This is a genomic window from Streptomyces sp. NPDC088553 (assembly GCF_044752965.1).
In the GTDB taxonomy this organism is placed as follows: Bacteria; Actinomycetota; Actinomycetes; order Streptomycetales; family Streptomycetaceae; genus Streptomyces.
Window position 1 is genome coordinate 82,270 of the sequence record NZ_JBIVMG010000017.1, and the last position, 17,901, is coordinate 100,170.

16 protein-coding genes are annotated in these 17,901 nt (G+C 72.6%); 8 read left to right on the forward strand and 8 right to left on the reverse strand.

Going from position 1 to position 17,901, the window contains the following annotated elements:
- Positions 1 to 12: 12 nt before the first annotated feature.
- Positions 13 to 348 (reverse strand): YnfA family protein, encoded by a 336-nt coding sequence (locus ACIP8Z_RS37040; RefSeq protein ID WP_402091308.1) that lies wholly within the window; start codon positions 346 to 348, stop codon positions 13 to 15.
- Positions 349 to 353: 5 nt separating this feature from the next.
- Between ACIP8Z_RS37040 and ACIP8Z_RS37045 the strand changes: the two genes are divergently transcribed.
- Together ACIP8Z_RS37045 and ACIP8Z_RS37050 are read left to right on the forward strand one after the other, a co-directional pair.
- Complete coding sequence (locus ACIP8Z_RS37045) at positions 354 to 575, forward strand: hypothetical protein (protein WP_402091311.1); 222 nt, start codon at positions 354 to 356, stop codon at positions 573 to 575.
- Between the two features lie 201 nt (positions 576 to 776).
- Positions 777 to 1,949, forward strand: a complete 1,173-nt coding sequence (locus ACIP8Z_RS37050; protein ID WP_402091313.1) for an ABC transporter substrate-binding protein — start codon at positions 777 to 779, stop codon at positions 1,947 to 1,949.
- 5 nt (positions 1,950 to 1,954) lie between these two features.
- On the opposite strand, the gene ACIP8Z_RS37055 is transcribed toward ACIP8Z_RS37050, so the two are convergent.
- Entirely contained in the window at positions 1,955 to 2,740 is a 786-nt protein-coding gene (locus ACIP8Z_RS37055) for a DUF4239 domain-containing protein (RefSeq protein ID WP_402091315.1), read from the reverse strand.
- Positions 2,741 to 2,950: 210 nt separating this feature from the next.
- The gene (locus ACIP8Z_RS37060) at positions 2,951 to 4,171 is read right to left on the reverse strand and encodes a hypothetical protein (RefSeq protein ID WP_402091317.1); all 1,221 of its coding nucleotides are present in this window, start codon (positions 4,169 to 4,171) and stop codon (positions 2,951 to 2,953) included.
- A 344-nt stretch (positions 4,172 to 4,515) separates the two neighbouring features.
- Here ACIP8Z_RS37060 and ACIP8Z_RS37065 point away from each other — a divergent pair, with 344 nt between their 5' ends.
- Positions 4,516 to 5,724 (forward strand): serine hydrolase domain-containing protein, encoded by a 1,209-nt coding sequence (locus tag ACIP8Z_RS37065; protein ID WP_402091319.1) that lies wholly within the window; start codon positions 4,516 to 4,518, stop codon positions 5,722 to 5,724.
- Between the two features lie 36 nt (positions 5,725 to 5,760).
- Entirely contained in the window at positions 5,761 to 5,901 is a 141-nt protein-coding gene (locus tag ACIP8Z_RS37070; RefSeq protein WP_402091321.1) for a hypothetical protein, read from the forward strand.
- Between the two features lie 11 nt (positions 5,902 to 5,912).
- Here ACIP8Z_RS37070 and ACIP8Z_RS37075 read toward each other — a convergent pair whose 3' ends face one another.
- Entirely contained in the window at positions 5,913 to 6,116 is a 204-nt protein-coding gene (locus ACIP8Z_RS37075) for a hypothetical protein (protein ID WP_402091323.1), read from the reverse strand.
- Between the two features lie 449 nt (positions 6,117 to 6,565).
- On the opposite strand from ACIP8Z_RS37075, the gene helR reads away from it, so the two are divergent.
- Positions 6,566 to 8,770 (forward strand): RNA polymerase recycling motor ATPase HelR, encoded by a 2,205-nt coding sequence (gene helR, locus ACIP8Z_RS37080; protein ID WP_402091325.1) that lies wholly within the window; start codon positions 6,566 to 6,568, stop codon positions 8,768 to 8,770.
- Positions 8,771 to 8,914: 144 nt separating this feature from the next.
- Complete coding sequence (locus ACIP8Z_RS37085; RefSeq protein WP_402091327.1) at positions 8,915 to 9,334, forward strand: hypothetical protein; 420 nt, start codon at positions 8,915 to 8,917, stop codon at positions 9,332 to 9,334.
- 21 nt (positions 9,335 to 9,355) lie between these two features.
- Here ACIP8Z_RS37085 and ACIP8Z_RS37090 read toward each other — a convergent pair whose 3' ends face one another.
- Entirely contained in the window at positions 9,356 to 9,847 is a 492-nt protein-coding gene (locus ACIP8Z_RS37090; RefSeq protein WP_402091329.1) for an SRPBCC domain-containing protein, read from the reverse strand.
- A gap of 372 nt (positions 9,848 to 10,219) precedes the next feature.
- On the opposite strand from ACIP8Z_RS37090, the gene ACIP8Z_RS37095 reads away from it, so the two are divergent.
- Positions 10,220 to 11,974, forward strand: a complete 1,755-nt coding sequence (locus ACIP8Z_RS37095; RefSeq protein WP_402091331.1) for a beta-galactosidase — start codon at positions 10,220 to 10,222, stop codon at positions 11,972 to 11,974.
- Positions 11,975 to 11,982: 8 nt separating this feature from the next.
- Here the strand turns inward: ACIP8Z_RS37095 and ACIP8Z_RS37100 are convergent, their stop codons facing one another.
- Positions 11,983 to 12,810 carry a helix-turn-helix domain-containing protein gene (locus tag ACIP8Z_RS37100; protein ID WP_402091334.1) on the reverse strand — a complete coding sequence of 276 codons (828 nt, stop codon included), beginning with the start codon at positions 12,808 to 12,810 and terminating at the stop codon, positions 11,983 to 11,985.
- A 242-nt stretch (positions 12,811 to 13,052) separates the two neighbouring features.
- Between ACIP8Z_RS37100 and ACIP8Z_RS37105 the strand changes: the two genes are divergently transcribed.
- A complete protein-coding gene (locus ACIP8Z_RS37105) occupies positions 13,053 to 13,718 on the forward strand; it encodes a DUF4097 family beta strand repeat-containing protein (RefSeq protein ID WP_402091336.1) in 666 nt (221 codons plus the stop codon).
- A gap of 82 nt (positions 13,719 to 13,800) precedes the next feature.
- On the opposite strand, the gene ACIP8Z_RS37110 is transcribed toward ACIP8Z_RS37105, so the two are convergent.
- Complete coding sequence (locus ACIP8Z_RS37110; protein ID WP_402091337.1) at positions 13,801 to 16,230, reverse strand: RICIN domain-containing protein; 2,430 nt, start codon at positions 16,228 to 16,230, stop codon at positions 13,801 to 13,803.
- Between the two features lie 159 nt (positions 16,231 to 16,389).
- The gene (locus ACIP8Z_RS37115; RefSeq protein WP_402091339.1) at positions 16,390 to 17,841 is read right to left on the reverse strand and encodes an RICIN domain-containing protein; all 1,452 of its coding nucleotides are present in this window, start codon (positions 17,839 to 17,841) and stop codon (positions 16,390 to 16,392) included.
- Positions 17,842 to 17,901: the final 60 nt, after the last annotated feature.

Sequence of the window (17,901 nt, forward strand, 5' to 3'; positions counted from 1 at the left end):
TGCTGCGGGCGGTCAGTCGCCGCGCGGCACGTACATGATGACGGCCATGCCCGCGAGGCAGACCAGCGCGCCGGTGACGTCGTAACGGTCGGGGCGGTAGCCGTCGGCGACCATGCCCCAGGCGATCGACCCGGCCACGAAGATCCCGCCGTACGCGGCGAGGATGCGACCGAAGTCGCCGTCGGCCTGGAGCGTGGCCACCACCCCGTACAGGCCGAGGGCGATCACCCCGGCGCCGATCCAGACCCAGCCCTTGTGCTCGCGGATGCCCTGCCAGACGAGCCACGCGCCGCCGATCTCGAAGAGGGCGGCCACCACGAACAGGGCGACGGAACGAGCGACAGTCATGATCGGTGAGCCTACCGGCGGCCCATCTGGACCCTGGGCAGCCCGCCGTGCTGATCGGTGAGGAGCCGTCCCCGGAGGCCGAGACCCTGTCCGCTCTGATGCGCGCCGCCTGGACGTCCTTCGCCGCCCACGGCGATCTCGGCCGGCCCGCGTACGACACCGGGCAACGGCTCGTCCGGGTCTTCGACGCCCACCCCGTCGTCACCGCCTACCCGGAGGAGGCCTGATCTGGCGGGACCTCGCCTTCCCCGTCCTTTCGGTGGTCACATAATCGCTTGCCCGTGGGTCGCGGTGGTGGGTGCAATGGCCGGCATGATCACCCAGGTGCGCCCGCCCCGGCGGGAGGAGACGGGCGCGTGCCGCCTCGCCGTTCCGTGCTCCGGTCCGGGCGCCCCGCGACCGACTCGTCACACGGGAGACGCCACCGCATGAGTACGCCCCTCTCGACGCCCGGAGCAGCGCGGACCGACGGATCGCCCCTCCGGATCGGCACTCTCGTTCCCCTGACCCCGCCCGGCTGGGTCGAGGCAGGCCGACACCTGCTCGCCGGACTGGAGCTGGCCGTTCGCGAGATCAACGACGCCGGGGGGATCGGCGGCACCGGCGGGATCGGCGGCACCGGCGGTGCCGTCGGAATCGGCGGGACCGGTGGCAGGCCGCTCGAACTCGTGGTCCGGGACACCGCGGCCGATCCGCGGCGGGCCGCGGCGGCCGTGGAGGAACTGGCCGGGCTCGGCGTGGCCGCGCTGGCCGGGGAGTACCACAGCGTCGTCGCCCGTGCCGCCGCCGCCAGGGCGGACGCCCTCGGCCTGCCGTACCTCTGCTCCTCGGCCGTCCTCGACGCGCTCACCGACGAACCCACGGACAGGGTGGCGCGGCTCGCCCCCGCGCAGTCCCACGGCTGGCGGATCTACGCCGACTTCCTCCTGGCAGCGGGGCACCGTCGTGTAGCCGTCGCCGCCCAGCCGAGCGTCTACTGGGCGTCCGGGACCCGCATCCTGCGGGACCGGCTCGCTCCTCACGGTGGCACTGTCATCCCGCTCGACATGGGCGAGCTCACGCCCACGGCCGTGTGCGACGCCCTCGTCGAGCGGCGCGCCACCGCTCTCCTCCTCCTCGTGGGCCATCCCGAGCCGGCCGTGCCGCTCGTCCGGGCCGTCCGCCGCGACCGGCGCCTCGCCGAGATCCTGATCGGCGCTCCGGCCGGGCAGCCGGAGTTCGCCACGTGGGCGTCGGCGCTCGGCGAGGACGGCGCCGCGATCCCGTTCCTGCGCTACCTGCCCGAGCACGTCGGCCCGCGCGGCGCCCGGGTCGGGACGGCCCTGCGCGAACGGCTCGGCGAGGCGCCCTCCTTCGTCGCCTTCGAGGGCTACGACACCGTCACCGTCCTCGCCGACCTGCTGCGCACCCACGGCACGGACCGGGCGGGCGTCACCACGTCCTGGCCGCACGTCGACGTCGAGGGCACCCGCGGCCGGATCCGGTTCTCCCGCACGGCGGGCATCGGCGTGTGGCAGTGGGCATGGCCGCCGGTCCAGGTCGTCGACCGGGATCCGGCGGCGCCCGAACGTTTCCGCGTCCTGCACACGGGACCGGCCTGAACCCGCTACCAGTAGCGCTCCAGGGCCCCTTCCTTGTACGGGGCCGGGCTCACGCTGAGTTCGCCGGCGAAGGGGCGGTCCAGGACGAAGACCAGGAGCAGGCTGAAGCCGATCAGGGCGGCGACGGAGGCGACGAAGAGGAGCTGGATCCGCAGCTTGCGCATGCCGTACAGGAAGGTGAGCGGGATCAGGACGAGGGCGCCGCCGAAGGCGAGGACCTGGAGGAGCGGGGGCAGTTCCTGTTCGGCCATCGTGAGGCGGGCCCGGCGCTGCGAGGCCACGCCGTTGAGGTGGCCGACGGCCTCCTCGTAGAAGACCTCTTCGCGCGGGGTCCTGGGGTCGTACGCCTGGAGCACGTCGTAGACGTTCTGGAGCTTCGCGGCGGTGGCCCCGTAACTCGGCTGTCCCTCCCGCATCCGGGGCCACTGGACCTCGACGACGGAGTGGACGTAGCCGCTGAGCGCCTCGTCGACGCGGGCGCGGACCGGCGGCGGGAAGGCTGCGGCATCACGGGCGATGAGCGCGACGTCGGTGGCCTCGGCGGCCACGATGGTCTGCGTGCTCTCCAGCTGCGTCCAGAGGGTCACGATGACGAAGGCGAGGATGATCCCGTAGATCGCACCGAACATGCCCAGGGTCACCCCGACCATGTCGTTGTGCTCGCCGTCGGCCAGCGAGGGGTGCCTGCGGCGCAGCAGCATGCTGCCGGCCACCGCCACGAGGACGGTTCCGCCGACGGTGACCACGGCCAGGGTGAAGGTGCTGAATTGATTGAGCAGCCAGAGCGACATGTGCGGGAAGTCTAGGGATCCGGCCGCCCGTCGCCCGGCGCACGCGGAGCGCCCGTTCGCCGCCACAACCGCCGGGGCGCGCGCCTGTGCGCGTGCGCGCCGCGGACGTCCGCGCCCGAGGTTCACACCATCGAGTGAGCGGGCCGACGCCGCCCAGCCGCGGACGTCCTGCCGCCTCCGCCCAGCCGAGGACATCCTGCCGAGGGCGTGTCAGTCATAGGTGCTGTGCCTGCCCGCCTCCTCGTCGACGGCGTACGGGTGGACGTAACGGTCGTCGTCGAAGGGGGTGAACCACGTGCCGATCGCCAGCGGGGTGACGCCCAGGCCGGCGAGGGCGGGGTCCTCGCCGACGCCGTCCCGCGCGTCGTCGTAGAGCCACTCGAAGTCCATGTCCTCGTACACCTCGTCGGCGAAGCGCTCCAGGGCCTCCGCGACGTCGTCGCCGAGGAGCCCGTACAGGTCGAGCGTGGAGTGCGCCTGCTGCAGGAGCAGCTTGAGTACGAGTTCCTCCGCGAGGCAGCCGAGCGCGCGGAAGCTCCCGTCGGTGAACCGGGTGGTCAGGGCTATGGCGGTCACGAGGAAGCGGCGCGCGAAGAGTTCGTCGTAGGCGAGGCCGTAGCGCGGGGGCAGCTCGGCGAGGTGCCACAGTTCGGCCCGGCACTCGGCGACGTTGGTCTCCTCGTCGGCGAGGGTCTGGACGTCGTCGTACAGCTCGTCGATGAGGACCTCCGAGGCGTAGACCAGGGCTCCGGCGGCCAGTTCGGCGGCCTCGGAGGCGCGGGCGGGCGTCGCGCCGTCTTCCGCGGGCTCCTGCCGCTCCCCCTGGCCCCTGGGCTCTCCCCGCTCCTCGGGGTCGGTGCCGCCGAAGAAGAGGGGCCCGAAGGAGATCAGGCGCGGGGCCAGGGCGCGGATCTGGGCCTCCAGGCCGGCCCGGTCCTCGTCGTCGTCCCCGCTCCCGTCGGCGCTGTCGGCTCCGTCGACGGGCCGGGTCGGGTGGGTGACGTCGCCGGGGCCGGCCCCCGCCGTGTGGTGGGCGCGGCGGGCCCGGAGGTCGTTGGGCGGCGCGTCCGGCCCGTCGGCGGCCTCCAGGCTCTCGCGGGTCAGATCGATGTGGAGTTTGACCTCGCTGCTCTCGACCACCCAGTCGGCGAGGAGCTCGGAGCGTTCGAGGACCTCCGCGGCGACGGAGCCGACGGCGTCCTCCGCGGTCTCCAGGGAAGGAGCGTGGACGAACACCTTGACGATCGACCCGCGCGGGTGGACGGCGACGATCGTCTCGAGGACGTCGACCTCGACCCCGCCGGGCCCCTCGATCCCCTCCACCGCGTCGAAGCCGTGCTCCAGGAGTGCGGACGCGCCGACCTGTTGCAGCGCGTCCAACTCGCCGGCACCGTCGGGCAGGCACGTTTCCACTGTTACGACGTAGCTCACGTGGGCAAGCGTGCCAGGCGGGGCCCCGTCACCGGGGCGGAATCCCGGGAGAATCCGGGCCTGCCGGGGAGTTCCCTCCGCCCAGGGCGGGCGCCTCCGGGCAGGCGCCGCCGAAGCGGGTGCGGCAGGACTCCGGGAGGGTACGCCCGGAGGCGGCGGGCGGCCCGGTTCGCCGGGCCGGCGCCCTTTCGGCGCCCGCCCTGACCCCAGGGCCGCCCCGGTGACCCCGGTGGCGCCGAACGAGTGGACTTGGCGGGTGCTGGGGCGGGGCGGGGGTCCGGCGTGCGGGGTGGCGGTGGTGATGTGGCCGTCCCTGCCCGTGACCCTGGAAGAGGTCTGTCGACATGCGACGTACCCCCTATCGCCGATTGTTCGCCGCGACGGTCCTCGTGGCCTCCGTGCTCGCGCCGATGGCGGCGACGCCCGCCACGCCCGTCCACGCCGCGGCCGCCACCGTCGTCGACCGGCACGGTGACGACGACTGTCCGCCCGGCGGGCTCGGCCCCGAGCTGACCGCCCGGCTCGACAAGACGATCGCGGACGTCCGCGAGCAGGCCGGGATCCCCGGTGTCGTGGTCGGGATCTGGATGCCCGGCAAGGGGAGCTACGTCCGGGCCACCGGGGTCGCCGACAAGGTCACCCGCGAGCCGATGTTCGCCGACACCTTCATCCGGATCGGCAGCGAGACCAAGACCTTCACGGTCACCGCGCTGCTCAAGCTCGTCGACGAGGGCCGCGTCGGCCTCGACGACCCGATCGCCAAGTACGTCCGGGGCGTCCCGAACGGCCACCGGATCACCTTGCGGCACCTCGCCGGGATGCGCAGCGGTCTCTTCCCGTACACCGCCGACGCGGACTTCGTCCACGACCTGCTGAGCGACCCGCAGCGCTACTTCACCCCGCGGGAGTCGCTCGCGTACGGCTTCAAGCACAAGAACACCTTCAAGCCCGGCGCGCAGTTCCAGTACTCCAACAGCAACCTCGTCCTCCTCGGCCTCGTGATCGAGAAGGTCACCGGTCAGCGGCTCGACGACTTCATCGAGCGGCGGGTGCTCCGCCCGGCGCACCTGCGGCACACGCTCCTCCCCGAGGGCCCCGAGTTCCCCGAGCCGCACGCCCGCGGCTACACCGACCAGACGCTGGACGGCACGACCGCGGACGCCACCGACTGGAACCCCAGCTGGGCCTGGGCAGCCGGTGCGATGATCTCGGACCTGCACGACCTGCGCCGCTGGGCGAAGATCCTCGCCACCGGTGAGCTGCTGAGCCCCGAGACGCAGGCGCAGCGCCTCAACACGCTGCCGACCGGCTTCCCCGGCCTGAGCTACGGCCTCGGGATCTTCGACGCCGACGGCTGGATCGGGCACAACGGCTCCATCCCCGGCTACGAGACCGTGACGGTCTACCTGCCCTCGCAGAAGGCCACCATGGTCCTCATGCTCACCACCGACTCCCAGGTGGGAGGCCAGGAGCCGTCCACTCTGCTGGCCCGGGCGATCACGTCGGTCATCACCCCGGACAACGTCTACGACGGTGCGGTCTCCCCGCGCTAGACCTCGCGGAGATCGCGCCGGCGCGCGGCGAGGCGGATGCCGGTCGAGGACCTCCTGGCCGCGCTCCCGGCGACCCTCGCCTCGCTGCTCGCGGCCGCGGAGGGCGGCCACGCCGCCCTGGGCCGGGGCGAACTGACCTCCTCGGCCGTGGCGTTGCCGGCCGAGCGGAAGGGCTGACGGCCCGCCCTTCACAGGCGTCCGGGCAGGCTCACCAGCCGGCAGCCGTCGGTCGGCCGGTGCCCGTACTTCAGGTCCTGGCGGGCGGTCGCGAGCCGGAGGCCGTCGCGGCCGGCGAACAGCCGGTCGAGGACGACGGTGGTGACGAGTCGGCCGAGCGCGGCGCCGATGCAGGAGTGGGCGCCGCGCCCGAACGCGAGTTGACCGTCCCCCACCCGAACTCCCGCGTGATGTCGAGCTGTTCGGCGCGCCCCTTGTACGGAGAGCTCGTCGGCCTCGCGCTCGACGTACTCCCGCAGGGCGACTTCACGTACTCGGCGGGCAGACCGACAGAGGACGCCTCCGTCAACTCACCCTGCGGGGCGCTGTCTTCGGGGCCGCCCGGGATCGCGCTCCGGTCGCGGGCCGGCCGGGGCTCCACGAGGGCGGCCTTGACGTCGGCGTACCGGGTGACGAGTCGGGCGGGCGTCCGGAGGCCGGGAAGGACGACACGGGGCGGCGCCTGGAACCGGCGGCGGGGACGGCAAAAAAAGAAGGGCAAGAAGGTGCGCTCACCTCTTGCCACTTACAACTTATACCGCACAGGGGGGCTTGCGGCAAGGCCCCCGCCGTACCGCAGAATCACTCTCCTCAGCCCCGGACCTGCAGAAATGAGACTCACCCAGTGCGTGTGCTTTCGTCGGTGGACCAGTCGCGCGGCACCAGTGCCTTCGACCTTCCCGACCGCCTCTCCCCCAAGGCCGACCCGGCGTTGATCGCCGGTGACGAGCGGCACTTCGCGGCCATCGCGAAGAGCCTGCAGGAGACGATCGCCGAACTGTCCGACCGGCTCGACGCCACACGCAAGGCTCCCGGCGGTGCCGGCCGGGAGGCGATGGACCGCGACGCGGAGATCCACCGGCTGACCGGGCGCCTGCGCACGCTGCGCCGCTTCGGCCTGGACCTGTGCCTCGGACGCATCGTCGGCGGGGAAGGCGCGGAAGGTACGGAGGGGGTGGACGGCGGCGACGGCGCGGAGCCCGTGTACATCGGGCGGCTCGGCCTCACCGACAGCACCGGCCGTCGTCTGCTCGTCGACTGGCGCTCCCCCGCGGCCGAGCCGTTCTTCGCGGCGACCCACGCCAGCCCGATGGGGCTGTCGAGCCGCCGCAGGTACCGCTGGAGCGGCGGCCGGATCAGCGACTACTGGGACGAGGTGTTCACCGCCGACGGCCTCGACGAGCACGCGGCGCTCGACGACCAGTCGGCGTTCATCGCCAGCCTGGGCGGCAGCCGTTCGCCCCGGATGCGCGACGTGCTCGCCACCATCCAGGCCGACCAGGACGCCATCATCCGGGCGGGCTCCCGGGGCACCCTCGTCGTCGACGGCGGACCGGGTACGGGAAAGACCGTCGTCGCACTGCACCGCTCCGCGCACCTGCTGTACGCGGACCCGCGCCTCGGGCACCGTCGCGGCGGTGTCCTGTTCGTCGGCCCGCACCAGCCGTACCTGGCGTACGTCGCCGACGTCCTCCCCAGCCTCGGCGAGGAGGGCGTACAGACCTGCACCGTGCGGGACCTGGTGGCCGAGGGCGCCAAGGCGGCGACCGAGCGCGACCCCGAGGTGGCGCGGCTGAAGTCGTCCGCCGGCATGGTGCGGGCGATCGAGGCGGCCGTCCGGTTCTACGAGGAGCCGCCCACCCACGGGTTGACGGTCTCGACCGACTGGGCCGACGTCCGGCTGACCGCCGGCGACTGGGCCGAGGCGTTCGAGGCGCCGGAGGCGGGGACGCCGCACAACGAGGCGCGCGAGCAGATCTGGGAGGAGCTGGGCTCGATCCTCCTGGGCAAGCTCGGCGACGAGATCCCGGAGGACGAGTTCCGCCGGGCGCTGCGGCAGGACGAGGAGGTGGCCGGGGCGCTCCACGGCGCGTGGCCGCTCCTTGAGGCGACCGACCTGGTCGGCGACCTGTGGTCGGTCCCCGCGTACCTGCGGAAGTGCGCCCCGTGGCTCGACCGTGCGGAGGTCAGGACGCTCCAGCGGGAGGACGCGCAGGCCTGGACGGTGTCCGACCTGCCGCTCCTGGACGCGGCGCGGCAGCGGCTCGGCGACCCGGAGGCGGCGCGGCGGAAGCGCCGGCAGCAGGCCACCGTCGCCGCCGAACGGGCGCGCATGGCCGATGTCATCGCCGACGTCCTCGCCGCCGACGTCGACGGCGAGGGCGCGGTGACGATGCTGCGCGGGCAGGACCTCAAGGACAGCCTGGTCGACGAGGCGGCGCTGCCCGGCGTCGAGCCCGACCTGCTGGCGGGCCCGTTCGCGCACATCGTGGTGGACGAGGCGCAGGAACTGACGGACGCCGAGTGGCAGATGCTGCTGCTCCGCTGCCCGTCCCGCAGCTTCACCATCGTCGGTGACCGCGCCCAGGCCAGGAACGGCTTCACGGAGTCGTGGCAGGAGCGTCTGGAGCGGGTCGGGCTCGACCGGATCACCGTGGCGTCGCTGAGCATCAACTACCGGACGCCGGAAGAGGTCATGGCGGAGGCGGAGCCGGCGATCCGGGCCGCGCTGCCGGACGCGAACGTGCCGACGTCGGTCCGCAGCAGCGGTGTCCCCGTCGTCCACGGCCCGGTGACGGAACTGGACTCGATCCTCGACGAGTGGCTCGACGCCCACGCCGACGGGACCGCGTGCGTCATCGGCGATCCCCGGTTCCGTCCGAGGCCCCGCGTGCAGTCGCTCACGCCGAGCCTGTCGAAGGGCCTGGAGTTCGACCTGGTCGTCCTCGTCGACCCGGAGAAGTACGGCGTGGGCATCGAGGGAGCGGTGGACCGCTATGTGGCGATGACCCGCGCGACCAGGCAGCTCGTCGTCCTGACCAGCGACTGACGGCGGGCGGGACCCGTCCGGAGGCCCGGTCCGGCACCCGTCCAGGTGCAGGGCCGGGCCTCCCCTGCCTCCGTGGGGCGAACCGGTGTCGTGCGTGGGCGCGCCACGGACGTTCCTGAGATCGGATGACGTATCGATAGGTGCATGACTCAGACACGCGCACACGCCGCCGCTTCCGTTCACCACGACCAGGTCGTTCCCGGTGGGGAGTGCCCCGAGGTCGCGTCGCTTGTCGCGCCGTACCTGCGCATCATCCGTTCCGCTCTTCCCCCCGTGGAGGCGGAACGATTCTTCGTACGGGCGCTTGACGCGCACGAGGAGGAGCGGCGCCGGGCGGGAGCCCCCCAGCTCGGGTTCAGCGCGTACCTCTCGGACGGTCTCGGTGAGACCTGGGGCGGATCCCTGGCGCACACCTCCGCCTGGGAGGCCATGCAGGCGATCCGCCAGCTCGTCCGCAAGGCCCCGCGCGCCGACCTCGCCGCGTACCTGCGACTCGGTCTCCGGCTGGTCGGCGAACTCGGCACCGCGACCCCGGGCCGCGCGCCGGTACCGGTGGGCGCCTGATCCTCCGCCCGCGTCCGGCGCTCAGCCCTCCGAAGGGTTGCGATCGCTCTCCGGCTTGTCCCGCAGCCAGGAGTCCGGGCCCGGGTCGCCGCCTTCGGCCCGGGTCGCGAGCCGGTCCACGTAGTGCTGCCAGCTCTCCGCCTGGGCCTCGCAGGCCTCCGTGGAGGGCAGGCCGCTGTGGATCAGGTGGAGGAGGGTGCCGTCCGGGGTGGGTTCGAGGGTGATCTCGATGGTGCTGGAGCCCGGCGGGACGGGCAGGGGGCCGGACTCCCAGCCCCAGCTGAAGACGACCCGCCGGTGCGGGGAGACGGTGATGAAGCGGCCGGAGGCGATGCTCTCCCCGGTGACCCGGGTGCGGTACGAGCCGCCCGGCTCGAAGGAGAAGGAACCGTCGGCGCCCATCCACGACAGCCACTTCTCGCGGTCGGTGAGGAAGCCGAAGACGGTCTCGGGGCGGGCGGCGATGCGCCGCTCCAGGGTGACGGTGTCCATGGGGGTCGGGGGGATCGTCATCGGGGCTTCTCGCTTCGTTCGGCCTCTTCGGCGAGCCGGGCCAGGGTGTCGGACCTGATGGCCCTGATGGCCCTCCTGGCGCAGCGTAACGAGACCGGCGCCCCGCGGCACGTCGAGGTACCGGGGGACGGCGCCGCGTGGCTACGTCCGTCCGCCTTCGGATGTTGGACCGGACGATGAGAACAGAAGGCTCGTAGCTGGCTCACAATCACTGGACGAATCGTCGGGTCGACCTGGCATGCGCGGTTCCTCGCCCCGGCGGTCGCGCCGGGGCGGCCTTGCCGGACGGCGCACCGCAGGGGGTTGCCCTACGAGTATGTTTACGTAAACATACTCGTAGCAGCCATCCCCGAGCACAGGAGCCGCCACCCCATGCCCGTTCTCCAGACAGACACGGCCGGTTTCCTGCTCGACGGCCGACCCTTCCGGCTCCTGTCCGGCGGACTGCACTACTTCCGGGTCCACCCGGAACAGTGGGCCGACCGCCTGCGCAAGGCCCGGCTCATGGGGCTCAACACCGTCGAGACCTACGTCCCCTGGAACCTCCACCAACCGCGCCCCGACACCTTCCGCCTCGACGGCGGCCTGGACCTGCCGCGCTTCGTCGAGCTCGCCGCCACCGAGGGGCTGCACGTCCTCCTCAGGCCCGGCCCGTACATCTGCGCCGAGTGGGAGGGCGGCGGGCTTCCGTCCTGGCTGCTCGCCGAACCGGACATACGGCTGCGCTCCCGCGACCCTCGGTTCCTGGCGGCCGTCGACGACTACCTCACCCGCCTGCTCACACCCCTCCGGCCGCACCTCGCCTCACAGGGCGGCCCGATCCTCGCCGTACAGGTGGAGAACGAGTACGGGGCGTACGGCGACGACACCGCCTATCTGGAGCACCTCGCCGGGTCCCTGCGCCGCTGCGGGGTCGACGTCCCCCTGTTCACCTGCGACCAGCCGGCGGACCTGGAGCGCGGCGCCCTGCCCGGGGTCCTCGCCACGGCCAACTTCGGCAGCCGCTCGGCCCACCAGCTGGCCGCCCTGCGCGCCCGGCGCCCCGAAGGGCCGCTGATGACATCGGAGTTCTGGATCGGCTGGTTCGACCGCTGGGGCGCGCACCATGTGGTCAGGGACCCGGACACGGCGGCCCGGGAGCTGGACGAACTGCTCGCCACCGGCGCGTCGGTCAACTTCTACATGTTCCACGGCGGCACCAACTTCGGCTTCACCAACGGCGCGAACGACAAGGGGACCTATCGCCCCACCGTCACGTCCTACGACTACGACTCCCCGCTCGACGAGGCCGGCGACCCGACGGCGAAGTACACGGCCTTCCGTGACGTCATCGCCAAGTACGCCCCCGTTCCGAGCGAGCCCGTACCCGCCCCCGGACCCAAACTCGCGCTGCCCGCCGTCGCGTTGACGGAGAGCGCCGAGCTGCTTCCGCACCTGGCCGCGCTCTCCCCGTCGGCCGTGGAGTCGCGTCGGCCGCTCACGATGGAGGAGCTGGAGCAGGACTTCGGCTTCGTCCTCTACGAGACGAGGCTGCCCGTCGGGGGGCCTGCACTCCTTGAGGTCGAGCAGGTCCGCGACCGTGCCCAGGTGTTCGTCGACGGACAGCCCGTGGGCGTCCTGGAGCGCGAACTGCACGAGCACGCACTGGCGTTCACCGTGCCGCAGGCGGGCAGCGTCCTCACCGTCCTCGTCGAGAACCAGGGGCGGGTGAACTACGGGCAGGGCATCCACGACCGCAAGGGCCTGCTCGGGAAGGTCCTCCTGGACGGGGTCGAGCTCTCCGGCTGGACCAACCACCCCCTCCCCCTGACCGACCCGACCGGCATCCCCTTCGCACCCACCACGGCGACGCCCGTCGGGCCCGCCTTCCACCGGGCCCTCTTCGAGGTGGCCGAGACCGCCGACACCTTCCTCCACCTGGACGGCTGGACCAAGGGCAACGCCTGGATCAACGGGTTCCCGCTGGGCCGCTACTGGTCGCGGGGGCCGCAGCGTTCCCTGTACGTCCCCGCCCCGGTGCTGCGCACCGGCACGAACGAGCTCGTCGTCCTCGAACTCCACGCGGGTCACCGGGCGCGTACGATCACGTTCCGCGCGGCGCCGGACCTCGGTCCGACGGAGGAGTAGGGCTCCGCTCAGGCAGTGCCGTCCGCGGGTGTCGGCGTCGCGGGCGTCACTGCCTCCGTCGGCGTCTCGGGCTTCGTCGGCGCGGGCCCCGTCGGCGCCGGCTTCGTCGGCGTCTCGGGCTCCGTCGGCGCGGGCTTGCTGGAGAGGATCGAGCGGGCCTGCTCCGCCGCGCGGGCGGTGCTCTCGGACACGAACTCGAGGAAGCGGGCGATGCCTTCGAGGCGGGCACCGGCCGGCGTGCCGGAACCGAGGACACCCACGCCCTGACGTGCGGTCTCGACGATCTGGAGGGCGGCGCGGGCGCTGGCCATCATCGACTGGTACCAGATGTCGTCGTCGACGACATAGCGCTCACGACGGCGCTCGTCGCGCTCACGCCGGACGAGCCCCTGGCTGTCGAGGAACGCGATCGCCTTGGAGATGGACGCCGGGCTTACCTGGAGATGCCGGACGAGCTCGGAGGCGGTGAGGCTGCCCGAGTCGGTGAGGCAGAGACACGCCATCACCCGGGCCATCATCTTGGGCGTCCCCGACTGTATGAGGACGGTCGTGAAGACCTCCTCGAACTCACGCACCGCTTCGGCGTCGCGCCCGTCGGCCCGCACGGGCGCCTTCGGGTCCCGGGTCGTGGCCTGCTTGCGGCGGGCCCGGTGCTCGGTGGCCCGGTGGGCGAGGTCGGAACGGTAGCCGGTGGGGCCGCCGTTCCTCATGACCTCACGCGTGATCGTCGAGGTCGGCCGGTCGAGACGCCTGGCGATCTCGGCGTAGGCGAGGCCGTCCGCCAATCCCAGCGCGATCTGCTGACGTTCCTGCTGGGTGAGCCTGCCTCCCGGCATCGGGTCTCCTTCGTGGTCCTCGGGGACCCCACTATAGCGTTCACCGTCAATCCATTGCAACGAACAGAGAGAGGCGTGTTGCGTTACGCGCAGACCCATTGCAATGAAATTGCCTCTCCCACCTGCAATGCCGCGTTTTCCACGCAATGACGCTGTTGCCAGACCAATGAACGCAACGTAGCTTTTCCCTCATCGGAAACGACGGGCCCGCGAGTGGGCCCACCCCAAGAAGGAGAAGCACCGTGCAGAAGTTCGCCACCACCACCGCCATCACCACCGTCCTCGACATCCCCGCCGGCCGTATCCAGCTCATCGCCGCCGACCGGGACGACGCCACCGTCGACATCCGCCCGGCGAACGCCGCCAAGAGCGCCGACGTGAAGGCGGCCGGGCAGGTCTCGGTCGAGTTCGCCGACGGTGTCCTGCGGATCGCCGCCGCTCCCGCGAAGAACAAGATCCTCGGCGACTCCGGATCGGTCGAGGTGACCGTCCAGCTCCCGGCCGGCTCCCGTGTCGAGGCGAAGGCCGCCGCCGCCGAACTCCGGGGCGTCGGACGGCTCGGCGACGTCGCCTTCGAGGGCGCGCAGGGCCCGGTCAAGCTCGACGAGGCTGCGAGCGCGCACCTCACCCTGCTCGCCGGTGACATCACGGTCGGCCGCCTGGGCGGTTCCGCCGAGATCAGCACCCAGAAGGGCGACCTCCGCATCGCCGAGGCCATGGGCGGCACCGTCGTCCTGCGCACCGCGGCGGGCGACATCACGGTCGGCGCTGCCCGCGGCGTCTCCGCCGCCCTCGACGCCGGCACCAGCTACGGCCGCGTGAACAACGCCCTCGCCAACACGGGCACCCCCGCCCTGACCCTCCACGCCACCACCTCCTACGGCGACATCACCGCCCGCAGCCTCTGATGCGGACCGCCCGAGGGCGGCGCCCTCCGACCGGATGTCGGAGGACGCCGCCCCGTCGGCGTTCGCGGCCGCGCCGCGTCCGTCAGGCGAACCGCAGCTGCTGGTTCGTGCCGCCTGTGCAGGTGGACTGGCGGAGAGACGCCCCGTCCGACTCCGAAGACCCCTCCACGTCCAGGCACTTGGCGCTGTGCCGCGCCACGAGGGTGACGTGGCCGGAGGCGGCCTGCCGTACCGCCCACTCCTGGTTCCGGCCACCGTTGCAGGTGTACTGGAACACCTGGGCGCCGTCGGCGGTCGAAGCCCCGCTGACGTCGAGGCACTTGCCGCTGTGCCGGGCGACGACGCTCACGTAGCCGGTCACGGTGGGCCGGAGCACCCACTGCTGGTTCACTCCCCCGTTGCATCCGTACTGCACGACGGCCGCGCCGTCGGCCGCCGAGCCACCTGCCACGTCGAGGCACTTGGAGCTGTGCCGGAACACCGGCGCCCGCCAGGCGTCGGGCGCGGCCGTGCGGAAGGTCCAGGACTGGTTGGCCCCGGTCGTCGGCCGGTAGACGCCCGCCTCGGCCCCGTCGTGCGTCGCCGCGCCGAAGACGTCCAGGAGCAGGCCGGACGCGCTGTTGACGAGCGTGGCGTGGCCGTCGCCCGTGGTGGAACGCATCCACCGCTGTTCGGCGCCGGTTCCGGGGGCCGCGAAGCCGAGCGTCCCGGACGTCACCGCGAGCGCCCTGCCCGTCCTGGCGTTGGTCACGCGGTACGTGGCGTCGCTGCCCCAGTCGGTCGCCGAGAGCTTGGTGAAGGTCCACTGCTGCGCGGGGTCCGCCGGGTTCGACGTGCGCTGCACCGGTCGGTCCTGCCCCGCGGCGGAGCTGACGGCGAGCGCCATCCCGCTGTGGTCGTTGAGGATCTGCCGGACCGGGCCGACCGGCGCGCTCGTGGCGGCGGTGTTCACTCCCGTGACACCCGGCAGGACGAAGGTGGTGACGGAGCCGGCGCCGACGGTGGCCTTCAACGTCCTGCCCGCCGTGGCGAGGTCCGTACCGCGCTGGACGTCCCGGGTCGCGTCGGTGGTGTAGCGCTCGACGGTCCCGCCGACGGTCCCGAAACCGTCGAGGTCGAGGGTGAGTTCACGGTCCGCCCCGCTCCGGTTGGTGTGGACGAGGACCAGCCCCTGCCCTCCGGGCCGTACCGCCGCGAGGGTGTCGGGGTCGTCGGTGGCCAGGACGCGGGCACCGGGCCGGACGAACCGGCTGTACTGGGCCATCACCCCGTACTTCTTGTTCCTGCGGAGCGGTTCGGTGGCCGCGTCGGCGGGGGTGAAGTCGGTCTGGATGAGGCCCCAGTTGGAATTCTCCCGGTCCGGCGTCATGTTCTCGTAGTCCTCGACGGCCTGCCACAACACCCAGGCGCGGGGCTCCAGTTCTCTGATGTCGTCGTTGATCCGGCGGGCCAGGTCGAGTCCCGGGCTCATGTCGGTGAAGCTCTGCGGCACGCTGCCGCCGAGGTCCACCTCCGACATCCACAGCGGGGTGGCCTCGCCCTTGGCGATGTCGCGGACGCCGGTGCGCCCGCCCGTCCCGTACGTGTGGGTGTTGATCCGGCCCACGGAGTCACGGACGGCGGGTGCGTACCGCTCCCAGTTCGCGCGGGCCGTCGACGGGTTCGTCTCGTCCATGGCGGCGATCGGGGTGGTGTCGCCCCGGGCGTCGAGGGCGGCGCGCAGCGTGCTGATCATCCGGGCCTGCGAGGCGGGGTCCCAGTGGGAGCCCTCCTGGCGTCCGCCGGCCCGCCAGTAGTCGGTGTTCGGCTCGTTGACCGGGGAGATCGAGTCGAAGGTGACGCCCGAGCCCTGCTCGGCGCGCCGGAGGGAACCGGCGAGGTAGGCGGCGAACCGCTCGTACTGGTCGGCGCGGAGGTTGTCCTGCCGGGGGTCGGTCGCGCCGGAGACGAGACCGCTGCGGGTCATGAAGTACGGGGCGGAGTTGGAGAAGGCCTCGAAGGTGTCGGCGCCGCGGGCCTTCGCGGCGGAGAGCCACCAGCGCTGGTTGGCGTCGGCCGCGTCGTTCCAGTGGGCGGGGTCGTCCGGGTCCCACCAGTCGGGGGACTCGGCTCCCGGCCGGTTCCAGTAGCCGGGTACGGCGCCGCCGGCGCGCATGTAGGGGACGGTCTCGGGGCTGTCGCCGCCGCCGATGTTGTAGCGGGCGACCGTGAATCCGAGGCCGTCCGCGCTGTAGAGGGCGTCCGCGAGGGCGTTGCGCCGCTCGTCGGGCCAGCCGCCGGTGACGTTCGCGAACCAGGCGAGGGCGGTCCCCCACCCTTCGAAGGCGGGCTGCTGGTAGCCGGGGTCGGGCCGGACGGTCAGCGCCTCGGCCGCGGCGGCGACCGCCGTGGGCGCGGAGGCCGCCGGGGCGGCGGCGACGGTGGGCAGGACGAGCGCGGCGGTGGCGGCGAGGGCGCCGAGCCGGGTGTTCCGTCGGCGCCCGGGGGCGCTTCGGGCGGAGGAGGGCTGCACGTGGTCACTCCCTGGGGGGTGGGACGGTGTGGGTCGGGCGGGCGGGGACTGGCGTGCGGGGGGGGGCGCTCGTGCGCGGGCGGGGGCGCTCGGACACACACGCACGGGCGGGCGCACGTGGACGAACCCGCACGGACGAGCGCGCACGGGCGGCCGTGGTCAGACCGTCGTACGGCTCCACCGCTGGTTGGCGCCGCTGTTGCAGGTCCACTGGACCAGCTCGGTGCCGTCGGCCGTGGACGTGTTGGTGACGTCGAGGCACTTGCCGCTGTGGACGGCGACCAGCTGGAGGCCCGTACTCGCGCCGGTCGCGCTCCACCGCTGCCCGGCCCTCCCGTCGCACGTGTACTGCGCGACGGCGGCGCCGTCGATGGCCGAACCGCCTTTCACGGTCAGGCACTTGCCGCTGTGGCGGGCGACGATCTGGACCTGGCCGCCACCGGCGCTCCGGAGCCAGAACTGCTGGTTGACGCTGTTGCCGCCGCAGCTCCACTGGATGAGGGCGCCGCCGTCGGCGGTGGACCGGTCGGCGACGTCGGCGCACTTCCCGCTGTGCGCGGCGATGAGGGTCTCCCAGCTGCCGAGACCCTTCACCGTGCCGGCCGCCGTGTCCACGGTGATCTGCGGGAAGTAGTCCATGGTCATGGTGGTGCTCGTGGGGAAGCGGAGCGGCAGCCAGACGTACTGGGAGTCATTGACGTTGCCGCCCGTGGAGTTGCCCCAGCGGTCGCCGAGGAAGAGGTACGAGGTGCCGGCGGTGCCCTGGACGGGCAGGACGTACGCGGTCTGGGAGCCGTACGCGGTCCCGTCGCCGATGTCCTTCAGACCGCTCCAGGTTCCGGTGACGCTGGTCGCGGTGCCGTACTTCTGCTGGTTGGGGGACCAGCCGGTGGCGCCGGAGGTGAGCAGGAAGTAGACGCCGTCTCGCTGGAAGAGGGCCGGGGCCTCGCGCCACTGTCCGGGCCAGAGCTTCTGGACCTGGGACGCGATGCCGGTGTAGTCGGCGGTCAGCCGGTAGACGTGGAGGTCGGCGTTCTCGTTGGCGGCGGAGATCATGTACCCCGCGCCGTCGGTGTCGACGAACGTCGTGATGTCACGGGACATGTGGCCGAGCGGGCGGAAGCTGCCGAGCCAGGTGTAGTCGCCGTCGACGGTCGAGGAGACGGCGACCGCGGCGCGCGCCTCGCCGTAGTCCGTGGCGTTCTCCGTGTGCATCCACATCACGAACCGGCCGGTGGCCGCGTTGTACATGACCTTGGGGCGCTCGATGTTGGCCGACCGCAGCTCGGGGTCGGTGCTCTGCGTGAGGACGTGGTTCCGGAACTCCCAGGTCCTCAGGTCGGTGGAGCGGTAGGCGGAGACGTACCGGAAGGTGTTGTCCGCGTTCCGGTTCTCGCCGAACCAGTAGTAGTACGAGCCGGCCTTGACGACTCCGCCGCCGTGGGCGTGCACGGGGTTTCCCGCCGGGTCGGTGAACTGCGTGGCGTTGGTGACGGTGGCCGTGGCGGCCTGGGCCGTACCGCCCGGGCCGAGGAGGGAGCCGAGAAGGGAGAGGAGGACGGCACAGAGCGCGGTGAGCGCCCTGAACGTCCCCGAGGGAGTGCGTCGCATGATCGCGTACCTCGTGGCTGTGGGGAGGGAGAGGGAAGGCGAGGCGGTAACGGCCGGACG